The following is an 11933-nucleotide window of genomic DNA, read 5'->3' on the forward strand; positions in this document are numbered from 1 at the left end:
TATGGATTTGCATGAAAGGGATAAACAAGGGTGCTACATGGACTTCCCTATTCGTATTAAGCGGAATAGGAACCTACTACTTTTCTAACTTGCTGGATACCTTCATCAACTACGATGATGGTTTCAGTCTGGATATCTTCAGTGAATCTCCTATGGAAAATGCTGAATTATTGGAGACTGAAGTTGAATTAAATGTTGATTCAGAAACTGTAGCAGTAAGTACTGTTGCTGAGGTGGAGGAAATTACTGACCAAGAAGAAGATGAGGATGAGACTGAAGAGGTTGAAGAAACAAAAAGTGTTGCATTAGTGGAAGATGTTGTTGAAGAAGACAAGCAAGGTGATGAAGTATTAGCTAACAATCCTGAAGAAGAAGAAAATGTTGCATTAGAGCCAAAGACTGTTGAAGTAACTGATGAGACTGAAGCGGAACAAGTCGAGGTTGAAGAAGACGAGGATTTAGAGAATGAAGAAACAACTTCAGAAAATACTGCTACTCTCATATTAAATAATACAGAACAATCTAAGGAAGCTAAAGAACAAACAGTTTCTGTTGCTACTCAAAATAATGATGCTGATAAAGATCAAATCGAAAAAGAAAAACCATTAGAAACTGAAGCGAAGGATGCGCCTTCAGTTCCAGAAGAAAAGGAAGAAGAAACACAAGCAGTAACTAGCGAACAAGTAAATACAACAGTTGTAGAAGAAGCGGAAACGAAAGAGGTTGCTGAAAATTCCGCTAAGAAAGAATCAGAACAAGCAACTTCAATCAGAACTGTAAACAACAATAAAGAACAAAAAGATCAAATAAAAACAATAAAAAACAGCGACGAAAACGAAAAAAATTCAAAAGATAAAAAAACTAAGCAAGAAAAAGGAAAGGAAAAAAATTCAAATGGCAAAAACAAAAATAATTTAAATAAAAAGGATAAAGGAAAAGAAGAGGGTAAAGGAAAGGCCGGGAAAGACAAAGGAGCTGGAAAACCTAGATCTATTGATGATGGAGGTAAATGATTTAGTTGAGGAACTGTAGGAAGCGATTGAAAAATTAATTTATTAGACGGAGATAGATATGAATGATGAGTGGAAAAAGCAGAAGAATTTTCAAAAATAGAAGAAAAAGAAATTGAAGTTAGTCATCTTTTAAGCAGCGATAAATTCAAAGGTGTTCTAAAACAAATGAGATCATTGACAGATAAAAAAGAAAGAGCTGAATTAATGGCCGAAACTTGCTCATCAATTCATAGTATGCGAGCAAATGATGCAATAGCAGCAGGCCTATGAAGCGATGTTTGATAAAAATTTTCCCCAGATCCATGCTCTTCATTTGCAAATTCATCATTTCTTTCTCCTTCTAATTTTCTTAGAGAACCTACATCAGATCTTCCCTGAAAATGTACATTTGAATGAGAAGTTCCAGACAATCCAGAAAGATCTTCAGATTTAGGAGAATAGTCAGAAATACAACCAAAAACTCCTGAAATTTCTTTAATCCGATCGTCTGTTAGTTTATGATCGAAACCTTTCTTAACAAAAGATCAAACACTAGCACTTACACAGATTAAATCTGGTTCTTCTAAATCAACAGAAAACTCGACTTCTTTTTCTTCTTCCTCAGGTTCTTTATCTGAGCCTGCAAGTGCTACAGTAGGTTCTTGAGATGAATCAGCAACTTCTAATGTGCTGCTTGTACTAAAGGGGGGGTTGAGGATTTAGATCCAAAGCATCCTCGGCAATAAAGAAAACCAAAACTTGCTAATACAAAACTGAAGACTGTAAAAAGACCTATTCCAAACGATATAAACATAAGTTACTATTTTTGAAAGGTCAAAATTTTATACATAAAAATATTTGAAAATAAAAAAATTATTCCAAATTTAATTGATTCATTAGATTTGAATTTTGAAGAAAACAAAGCGTAGATCTGCTTCTTATTTAACCTTATAAAACGATAAAGAAAGTTAATCTAATTTTTAACTTGGATCCTTACATCCAAGACCATCCTGCCACTTCTTTTCACACCCCTCAAGATTCTTTCACCAATCCTTTAATTGTTCTAAGTTTATTGTTTGCTCATCGACTCTAATAAGTTCATCTAAAAGACTATCAGCATCTTTTGTTCCCAATCAAATACCTCTTCGTGAGGTTGCTTTCTTCACTTCTTCAGCAGATTGTTTTAGTTCTTCAAGAAGAGCTTTTCTATCTCTTTTTCAGCCTGCATTTATTACTGTCACTTGCGCTCGGCCTGGAGCTGGTGTGTTCCTAACAGTCGCTACACCCAATACACTGGTCAACTCATTTACAAGCTTTTCTAATATTTCATCTTCTTCCGCTTCCCGTTTTTGCTTTTCAGCTAATCTTCTTTCTGCTTCTACTTTAGCTTGTCTTGCTCTTTCTTCTTGTTCCTGTTTAACCTTTCTTGCTTGTTCTTCTTCCTGTCTTTGTTTTTGTTCATCAAGATCTCTTTCTTCTTTCTCTTGTTTTTCTCTAGCTAATTTTTCTTTTTCCTGTTGTTCTTGTAATTGTTTTTCTTGCGCCTCTCTAGCTTTTCTTGTTTTTATTTCTTCTTCCTCTTCTTTAGCCTCTAACCTCTCTGCTTTTGTTTCTTCTAAACTAAGACCTTCTGATGCTACTGTTAGATCTGTTAGCTGATATGAAATTGTTCATGTAGCTCTACCATTAGAAGGGGGGGTGCAAGCTTTAGAACCAAAAAGCGCTCAACCAAATAAACAAGCAATTCCAGTTACTGCAAAACCTAGAAGAGTAAAAAAGCCAATACCAAGAGCTATAAACATCCGTTATTTCTCTTAAAATGCCAAAATTTTATATTTAAAACATGCTTGAAACCTAAAAAATGGTTTCAAATTTAGCAGCCTGCTTAAATCTTTCTTCTAATGTTTCAATAGATAAAAGTATGAAAAGAAAACTACTGCAAAAAGAAATAACAAAGAATTAGAAATTAAGAACAAACATCAGAGAATTTAGAATAGTATCTAACTTTTACATTTGTTTTCTTTCCAGTAACAGGATCTTGATGCTCTTCATATTTTCAACAAAACTTTCTTGGTTTATCTTTTTGAGAATCAGTTTCTTCGTGTCCTTTCAAGAAGTCTTCAAAAGTTAAACCAAGAGGACAAGGTTTAGGTTCTGCAAGTCAGCTAGCTTCCTCTCTTTCTCTTAATTCATCTTCAAGAAATAAATTAAATATTTGTGGATAAGCATCACAAACACTTCCACAAGGGAATGAAACAAGCCCTAAAATTCCTTCTACAAACATAATCTAATAATTTACGAAAATTTATTTTAAGTACGAACGGTCAAAATGAAAAATTTTTTTAAATTAATTAATTAAATTTCTTGGAATTTAAAAAAAATTACTTCTCAAACGATAAAAATTGGAAACTCTGGAAAGGTATTAATTCTGATCTAATTCAAACTTTGTTGATAGTTAATCCTTCTCATCATACGCTTTGATAATTTCTTCTAACTCTCCAAAATCAATATCTTTATCATCCGAAACAAGAATTTTTGCTAAGAAAAAATCAGCATTGAAAAGCCCTTCTCCAATATCACGTCTCAAGCTTTGTCTTGCTTCCCTTACCAATTCTTCTAGTCTCTTAAAAAGATCTTCGTATTTTTGCCAGTCTCCATTTTTCTTTGCCTGAGACTTCAACCTTTCAACAGCTTCTTCTAAATCCTTTGGTTTTTCCTTCTCTTCAGGTACCGACAACAATACAGTCTCAACCTTCCTTTCAACAAAAACTTCTTTGTCTTCCTCTATGTCTTTACCTTCTTCGCTAATTTCATATAAATGAAAGTTTTCATCTTCCTGTTCTTGAAAAGAAGAATGTAAATCAAACGAAGAATATGAAACGCCATCTATTCTTATTTCTCCATATCCATGCCTTTCATTGGCAAATGTATCATCCCTTTCTCCTCCTAATCTTCCTAAATAAGAAGTAGAAGATCCATAATCTAAACGTCAACCTGCATCAGAAACTCCAGATGATCCAGAAAGTTCTTTTAATTGAGGGGAATCACCAGAAAGACACTCAACAATTTTTGCAACCGTTCTCATATCCTCGCCTGGGAACATATGCTCAAAACTTTTCACAAAGAAAGGTCAAACTTTAGGGTCTACGCAAATTAAACCATGTTCTTTTAAGTCAACAGGAGATTTAACTTCTAACTCTTGTTGCTTTTCTTTCTCTAATTCCTCATCTAAATCAGAACCTACCGGTGCTACAGTAGGTGTCTGAGCAAGATCAGAAGCAACAACTTCTACTGAACTGATGCTATTAGGGGGGGGGTTTGGGTTTTAAAACATCCTCAACAATACAAGAAACCGAAGCTTGTTAGTACAAAACTGAAAACTGTAAAAAGGCCTATTCCAAGGGCTATAAACATAAAATATTCTGTTTAGAAATCAAAAATTTTATACACAAACATATTTGAAATCAAAAAAAATATTTCAAATTTAATTAGTCCTTTAGACCTAATTTTTGAAAAACCAATATTCAGAATCTAGTTTTATTTAAGTTCTTAAAGAAATAGATTTGCTGATATTGAACTAACTAATCATCGCATCCGCTAGAACTACTCTTGTACATTCCTTTGCAACCATTAAGATTCCCTAAAAATCACTTTAGTTCTCTAAAATTCACTGTTCTCTCATCAGCTTTAATAAGATCATCTAAAAAACGACCAGCATTTCAGAATCCACTAATATCAGTTCTCAATTTTGACTTCGCTTCAGTAGCCAAACCTTTTAGTTCCACAAGAAGTTCTTTTCTATCTCCTCTTCCACCATCTCTCTTAGCCCTTTTTCTCTTAACTTTAGATTTACTTTCTTCTTCACCACCTTCTACCGCTTGCAATGCACTTACAAGAACGTCTGCAAATTTTTCTAGTTCTTCATCTAATTCTTTCTCTTTAAGTTTGAAGATATAGTTCTCAAAAGCTTCTGATTCTTTAAGTTCCTGTTCAGCTTTTTCAGCTTCTTCTTTCTGTTTTTGTTTCTCAGCTAATCTTCTTTCTTCTTCTTTTTCTTGAAGTTCTAATTTTTCCTTCTCCTCGCTCTCTTGTTCATCCAACTCAGGATCTACAAGTGCTACCGCCGGATCTTCTGCTTGATAAGAAACCGTTAATAAATCTCTGTTGTTAGAGGGGGGGTGCAGGATTTAGAACCAAAACATCCTCAACAAAGTAAGAAACCGATTGCTGTTACTGCAAAACTAAAAATGGTAAAAAGACCTACTCCAAGAGCTATAAACATGAGTTATTTTTGTGTTTGAAAGCTCAAAATTTTATACATAAAATTATTCAAAAATGAAAAAAATTATTTCAAATTTAATCGATTATTTAGGTCTAATTTTTGAAATAAACAAACACAGAATCTATTCTCATTTAAAGAGCTCTAAAGAACAAGACAAGTCGTTTCCATATACCAAACAAAAAGAAAAAAGATATATTTCAGAAGATGCCAGTAAAAGCCTAAATCAGTTATTTAAAAGGAGTTAAACAAAACAAGTTATGTTATTCACAGCCAGCAAGAGAAAAATTATGAAGTTAGTTCTTTCCTTCCTAACAGAAGAGGAAGTTAAGAAATTAGCTGTAGATATAAATGGAATATATACCTTTCAGGAACAAATGGATGGAGGTTTTTCAGGCTTAGTATCTATTCATGGTAGAAGAAGAGCAAAAAAAGAAATAGAGAAAACTATAGCTGCTTTTAGAGCTAATGCAGCTGTCTCAAAAGACAGATACGATACAAGTGGTTTTAAGCTAGTAGATGATTTAAGAAAAGTATTATTTAGAAAGAGTTTTGAAGACAGAATGTTAGAGTGATTCGACAGAAAAAGGTTAAGAAAACTTAACGAGGAAGCAGAAGAATTCTATAAATTACATCCTGAACTAAGACCTAGAGAATAAGCATTCAGAAAAATAAAAGTAAATCTATATTTTTAGTTTTGAACATATCAATTGAACAATTATTGGAATAACAAGTGTATAAAAAACAAATTTAAAAAGATTTATAAATATATTCTTTATAAGTGTTTTCCTTGTACAGAAAAAATCTTCAAATCAGAAAATAAGATTTTCTTTTTTTCAATCATTAAGATCCTCAAATTTACCTATTTTTTCTCAAATTATTTTCTTTGCTTCGAACCTAACAGTCTTTAAACTCTTTACAAAATAGAGATGCCCAAATTTAGCATTCAAAACCTCTTCAAGATTCATTTCTTTTCCATCCTTAACAATTCTTAAATCATTTACAAATTCTGGAGGAAAAGATTCTACTATTGCCTTTATAGCTTTTCTAGTTCTTGAACTCAAAATTATTATTCATCAAACCTAAATACTTAATATTCCCTTTAAGTAGGTTTTGGATGAAATTAATATTCCAGAAAGAAAGAACTAATTATTTAAGAGATAACTAATTCATGTAATGATTTTGAAATTAGAAAGGGTGTTAGCTATATCTTTCTAATTTCCTTTTAAATCTAATTTTTGAAGAAATAATGAGCAAAAAAATTATTTTCGCTTAAGTTCTTTGAGCAATGAATTTAAATAATCCTCGAAATAAACACTTTTTAAAAAACTTAATTTTTTTAGATTTGTCTTTAGCCTAAGTTTTATTCTTATCTTCATCACCAAGTCATTTATCGCATCCTCCGCCAGATCAACCCCTTCACATCCTATTGCCGCACCCACGAAAATTCCCTAAAGCATAGTTTAATTGCCGGGAACTCATAACTTTTCCATCTCTTGAGAGAATGCTATCTAAAATCTCTCTAACGCCTCAAACATCTGAAGATCCTAATCTACCTTTTGCTTGAGTAGCTAATTTTTTTAGTTCTTCAAAAATTTCTTCTCTATCTCTTCTTCCGCCGATCCTTCTTCCTGCTTTTCTTTTTACTGGTATTGATTCTGTTCCCAGTTTCTCAATCTCAGGTTCTTCCAATGCAGTTTCTAAAAATTCTGACATTTCTTCTGCAACTTGCATTATTTCTTCCTCATCTTCAAATTCTGGTTCTCTAATTTCCTCCTTCTCTAAATTTCCTCTTTCTTCTTCTTGTGCAACAACAACTTCTAAGTCTTCTCTCGCATCAACTAAACTAGCGCCTAATTCAAAAGTCTCTATGCTTCTTGAAGAAGTAATATCCTCCTCCTCTTTATTTTCTGGAATTTTAGGAAAATCGACTACAAAAAAACTAGACGGCGAAAAACCTTCTATTTCTTTCGCATAAAAATCAGAGCCAAAATCTGTCATTTTCACGCCAAAACTATCCTCTTCAAATCCAACACTTGTTTCCCCTCCTAAAGAACCTAAATCAGTTCTACCTCCCATTTCTAAACTTTCAGGAGAAACGCCAAATAAACCGGGAAGTTTCTCTGATCCAGCAGAAGCGCCAGAAATACACCCAAAAACCCCTAAGATTCCTGCAATCTGATCATCTGAAAGTCTATGCTCAAAACCTCTCTTAACAAAAGATCAAACACTAGCATTTACACAAATTGTCTTATTCTCTTTTAAATGGGAAGTGGATTTAACTTCTAATTCTGTTGACTCTTTTTCCTCAGGTTCTTTATCTGAGCCAGAATCTAAAAGTGCTAAAGTAGGTTCTTGAAACGAATCAACAACTGTTAGTGTGCTGTCGTAATTAGAGGGGGGGTTGAGGATTTAGATCCAAAGCATCCTCAACAATATAGGAAACCAAAACCTGTTAATGCAAAACTGAAGACTGTGAAAAGACCGATTCCAAGGGCTATAAACATAAATTATCTTTCTTGAAAAGCGAAAATTTTATACATAAAATATTTGAAATTGAAAAAAAATTATTTCAAATTTAATCAACTATTTAGATCTAATTTTTTCAGAAAACAAAGACAAAATCTATTCTCAGAAGATGCAAATCAAACCTACATAAGTTATGTTACCTTAAGACCGGCAAAAAAAAGATTATGAACGTTCTTTACAAATGATCTCCTTGTACAGAAAAAATCTTCAAATCAAAAAAACAAGAATTAAATTAAAAATCTTATCTAGCTACTAAATTTTTAAAACTGTTAGAAGGCAATTTCTGGGTTCTTGAATAACAATTAATAAATATATTTATGCATAAATTAAGTTATGTCTTCAACAGTTAGTAAACAAGAAATTATTGACTTAGTTATTTCTCTTCTTACTAAAGATGAAATTGAGAATTTAGAGATACGATTAAATGGCGTATATACCTTTGAAAATCAAATGAATGATGCTTTTGATGGGCTAACATCAATTCATGGTTTAGAAAAAGCAGAAGAAGAAATAAAAAATGCTATATCTTTTTTTAGATCTTCCGCTTCTGCTCTATCAGGAAAAGGTGATTACATAGTTAGAGGATTCAAGTTAATAGATAGTTTAGTAAGAACATTATTTAAGAAGAACTTTGAAAGAAAAATAAAAAAATAATTTAATAAAGATCATCATAAAAAAAATTACTGAAGCATCAAAAATTGTTTCGAACTCTCCTTTCTATATATCTTCTTGTTTCCATACTAATTAATTATCTAGCTACTTCTCAATCATTACTAATTACCTCTTTTTTTAAAAAGTAAAAAAATAACGTATATTTAATTTTGCTCTATATCTCCAACTTCAATAGCTTCTATACATATAACTAAACCAAGAAGAAAATATGATCTTCTGAACTAGTTTTACTATCTAATTCTACTTTTTACTTAATTTAATTCTCCTAAATTTAAAAGATAGATTCTTCTAATACTTAATGAAATGAAAGTTAAATGAACAATTGAAAATAGTAAGTTCGCGCCTCTCTCTAATCATCACTACGCCATTTATCGCATCCGCCATCAGATAAGCCCCTTCACATCCTACCTCCACACTCATGCAAATCCCCTAGGAAATACTTTAATTGTCGAGTACTAAATTTTCCGTTTCCTAGAATAATACCATCTAAAATCTGACCAACGCCTCAAGAATCTGAAGATCTTAATTTATCTTTTGCTTTAGAAGCTAATTCTTTTAATTCTGCAAAGACCTCCTCTCTATCTCTTCTTCCGCCGCTCCTTCTTGTTTTTGCTCTCGGTTCCAGAGATTCTACCATTGCTTCTAGAAATACTAATGCTTTTTCTAAAATTTCCTGTTCTTCTAGTTCTTTATATTTTTTTGATAACCCTTGAAGAGCACTTAAATATCCTTCTTCATACTCTCATTCTTTTCTTGATTGTTCTTCTGTTATTTGTTGTCATATCTTTGTTGAATCAAAATTTAAATTCTTTTTCTCATAACCAGCTTTCTCATATATTACTTTTGAAGAAAGACTTTCTTCTTCGCTAATTTCATATAGAAGAGAGCTTTCTCCTTGATCTTGTTGAGAAATAGAACTAAAAGAAGAATATGAAACATTACTTGTTTCATCAAAATCAACCCTAAATACTGATTCTTCTATATCATTTCTTTGTCCTTCTAATCCTTTTAAAGAGTTAAGATCAGATCTACTTTTTACATTTAAATTTGAATGAGAGGTTCCGGATGATCCAGGAAGTCCTTCTAACTTAGAAGAATCACCAGAAATACATCCAAACACTCCTAAAATTTCTTTAATCTGATTATCTGAAAATCTATGCTTAAAGCCATCTCTAACAAAAGATCAAACGCTGGAATCTACACAAACTGAATCATGAACAAATTTTTCAGAAGAAGATTCAACTTCTAATTCTTTTTCTTCCTCTAATTCCTCTTTTGAATCTATAAGTTCTACAGTAGGTGTCTGAATAAAATCAACAACAACTTCTACTGAACTGACGCTATTAGGGGGGGGGTTGAGGATTTAGATCCAAAGCATCCTCAACAATATAGGAAACCAAAACCTGTTAATGCAAAACTGAAGACTGTGAAAAGACCGATTCCAAGGGCTATAAACATAAAATATGCCGTTTAAAAAGTAGAAATTTTATACATAAAAATATTTAAGACTTAAAAAAATATTTCAAATTTAACTCACTCTTAAATCTAAATTTTGAAAAACTAATACGCAAAATCTATTTTCGTTTCAGGCTTTCAAACAATAGATTTAAATAATCTAAATCTTCATAATAGACATTTAATTTTTTAAATTTGTTTGTTGAACTGTTTAATCATCGCATCCGCCAGAATTGCTCTTTCACATACCTGTACAACCCTTAAGATTTCCTAAAAAATACTTTAGTTCTCGAAAATTCATTATTTTCTCGTCTGCTCTAATAAGATCATCTAAAAAACTACCAGCATCAAAAAACCCTTGAAAATCGGTTCTTAATTTAGACTTTGCCTCAATAGCTAATTTTTTTAGTTCTGATAGAAGTTCTTTTCTATCGCTTTTTCCGCCATCTCTTCTAACACTTCTCTTCTCTCTTATTCTCTCTACTTCTTCGCTAACACCCCCTTCTTCTCCAGATAACGCACTTAAAAGAAACTCTTTAAATCCTTCTAACGTTTTATCTAATTCTTGCTGATATCTATCTTGTGCAACAGCATCAAGATAATCTACATAATCTGCTGCAGCTTCTTCTAATTTTTTCTTTTCAGCTAATTTTCTTTCTTCTTCTTGTTTTTTCTGTTCATCAAGTTTTCTTTGATATCTATCTTGTGCAACAGCATCAAGATAATCTACATAATCTGCTGCAGCTTCTTCTAATTTTTTCTTTTCAGCAAAATCTTTCTCTTTTTTTTCCTTCTCCTCTTTTTCTCTAAGTTCTAATTTTTCTTTCTCTGCTTCTTCTTTTAAATCGGGCTCTACAAGTGCTACTGTTGGATCTTCCGCTTGGTAAGAAACATTTAATGAAGTTGCATCATTAGAGGGGGGGTTGAGCATTTAGATCCAAAGCATCCTCAACAAAGCAAAAAACCAATTGCTGTTACCGCAAAACTAAAAATAGTAAAAAGACCAACACCAAGTGCTATGAACATAAGCTATGTTGAGTTTGAAAGTTCAAAATTTTATACATAAACTATTTGAAAATGAAAAAAATTATTTCAAATTTCACTAAACATTTAGATCTAATTTTTGAAGAATAAATCTTCTGATTTAAGTTAGACAGCTTTAAAAAAGGTACTAAAGTTTGATTTAGTTCAAAATTTTCCAGCAATTAATCTTCTGAATCATGATCATCAACAAATGCTTTTACTATTCTGAAATCGATTTCATCTGCTAAAAGCATTTTTCCTAACTCAAGATCAAGATTTCCAAAACCTCCATCAATATCAGTTCTTAATGACTGTCTTGCACCTCGTACCAATTCCTCAAATCTCTCAAAAATCTTTTCATATTCTCGCCATTCTCCCGCTTGCCTTGCCTGTAATTTCAATTTTCCAACAGTTTCTTCTACATTCAACTTACTCCAATCTCTAAGCTCTTCTGCAATCGCTTTTTCGCAAATAACTTCATCTTGTTCGTCAATTGCAAACTGAAAATCTTCAACTTCAAACGCATAACCTAAAAAACTAGAAGAAAGGACTTCCTCCTCATAAGAATAGGATGAAAAGTCAGAACCAAAATTAACATATGAGGCATCTATTTCTAAATTTAGATTAAATCTTTCTTCAAAACCAAAATCTTCATCATCAAATTTAGAATCTCTTACTCCTTCTAATTTTTCTAAAGTTCCTAAGGAAGATTTGTATTCCGATACCCAATTTAAATCAGAAACTCCAGATGATCCAGAAAGTTGTGTGAATCTAGAAGAAGCGCCATATAGACATTCAACAATTTTTGCAACTGTTCTCATATCCTCTCCTGGGAACATGTGTTCAAAACTTTTCACAAAAAAAGGCCAAACACTAGAATCTACACAAATTAAACCATGTTCTTTTAAGTCAGCAGAAGATTTAACTTCTAACTCTTGTTGCTCTTTTTTCTCAAGTTCTTCTCCTGAACCAGAGCCTACAAG

At 32.1% G+C, this 11933-nt stretch carries 12 protein-coding genes; 3 read left to right on the plus strand and 9 right to left on the minus strand.

Annotation, left to right across the window (positions count from 1 at the left end; genetic code table 4):
- Positions 1 to 1298 (plus strand): prolipoprotein diacylglyceryl transferase (locus H6411_RS00690; protein ID WP_216082737.1); only part of this gene is annotated, 1298 nt, incomplete at its 5' end.
- 674 nt (positions 1299 to 1972) lie between these two features.
- Here the strand turns inward: H6411_RS00690 and H6411_RS00695 are convergent.
- The 4 genes from H6411_RS00695 to H6411_RS00710 all read right to left on the minus strand — a co-directional run bounded on the left by H6411_RS00695 (position 1973) and on the right by H6411_RS00710 (position 5092).
- Complete coding sequence (locus H6411_RS00695; protein WP_216082738.1) at positions 1973 to 2794, minus strand: hypothetical protein; 822 nt, start codon at positions 2792 to 2794, stop codon at positions 1973 to 1975.
- A gap of 164 nt (positions 2795 to 2958) precedes the next feature.
- Positions 2959 to 3276, minus strand: coding sequence for a hypothetical protein (locus H6411_RS00700; RefSeq protein WP_216082739.1), 318 nt, complete (start codon positions 3274 to 3276; stop codon positions 2959 to 2961).
- 171 nt (positions 3277 to 3447) lie between these two features.
- The gene (locus H6411_RS00705) at positions 3448 to 4095 is read right to left on the minus strand and encodes a hypothetical protein (protein WP_216082740.1); all 648 of its coding nucleotides are present in this window, start codon (positions 4093 to 4095) and stop codon (positions 3448 to 3450) included.
- A 478-nt stretch (positions 4096 to 4573) separates the two neighbouring features.
- Positions 4574 to 5092, minus strand: a complete 519-nt coding sequence (locus H6411_RS00710) for a hypothetical protein (RefSeq protein WP_216082741.1) — start codon at positions 5090 to 5092, stop codon at positions 4574 to 4576.
- Positions 5093 to 5531: 439 nt separating this feature from the next.
- Between H6411_RS00710 and H6411_RS00715 the strand changes: the two genes are divergently transcribed.
- The gene (locus H6411_RS00715; protein WP_216082742.1) at positions 5532 to 5930 is read left to right on the plus strand and encodes a hypothetical protein; all 399 of its coding nucleotides are present in this window, start codon (positions 5532 to 5534) and stop codon (positions 5928 to 5930) included.
- A 24-nt stretch (positions 5931 to 5954) separates the two neighbouring features.
- Here the strand turns inward: H6411_RS00715 and H6411_RS00720 are convergent, their stop codons facing one another.
- Positions 5955 to 6335 (minus strand): hypothetical protein, encoded by a 381-nt coding sequence (locus tag H6411_RS00720; protein ID WP_216082743.1) that lies wholly within the window; start codon positions 6333 to 6335, stop codon positions 5955 to 5957.
- Positions 6336 to 6627: 292 nt separating this feature from the next.
- Positions 6628 to 7350, minus strand: coding sequence for a hypothetical protein (locus H6411_RS00725; RefSeq protein ID WP_216082744.1), 723 nt, complete (start codon positions 7348 to 7350; stop codon positions 6628 to 6630).
- 783 nt (positions 7351 to 8133) lie between these two features.
- Here H6411_RS00725 and H6411_RS00730 point away from each other — a divergent pair.
- On the plus strand, positions 8134 to 8454 hold the full coding sequence (locus H6411_RS00730; RefSeq protein ID WP_216082745.1) for a hypothetical protein: 321 nt from the start codon (positions 8134 to 8136) through the stop codon (positions 8452 to 8454).
- Between the two features lie 367 nt (positions 8455 to 8821).
- Here H6411_RS00730 and H6411_RS00735 read toward each other — a convergent pair whose 3' ends face one another.
- From H6411_RS00735 to H6411_RS00745, 3 genes are all read right to left on the minus strand, one after another.
- On the minus strand, positions 8822 to 9592 hold the full coding sequence (locus H6411_RS00735) for a hypothetical protein (RefSeq protein WP_216082746.1): 771 nt from the start codon (positions 9590 to 9592) through the stop codon (positions 8822 to 8824).
- A 546-nt stretch (positions 9593 to 10138) separates the two neighbouring features.
- The gene (locus tag H6411_RS00740) at positions 10139 to 10858 is read right to left on the minus strand and encodes a hypothetical protein (RefSeq protein WP_216082747.1); all 720 of its coding nucleotides are present in this window, start codon (positions 10856 to 10858) and stop codon (positions 10139 to 10141) included.
- A gap of 274 nt (positions 10859 to 11132) precedes the next feature.
- Positions 11133 to 11933, minus strand: an 801-nt coding sequence (locus tag H6411_RS00745; RefSeq protein WP_216082748.1) for a hypothetical protein, incomplete at its 5' end; no start/stop codon positions are given.

It is taken from the genome of Candidatus Mycoplasma haematohominis (genome assembly GCF_902712995.1).
GTDB lineage: Bacteria > Bacillota_I > Bacilli_A > Mycoplasmatales > Mycoplasmoidaceae > Eperythrozoon_B > Eperythrozoon_B haematohominis.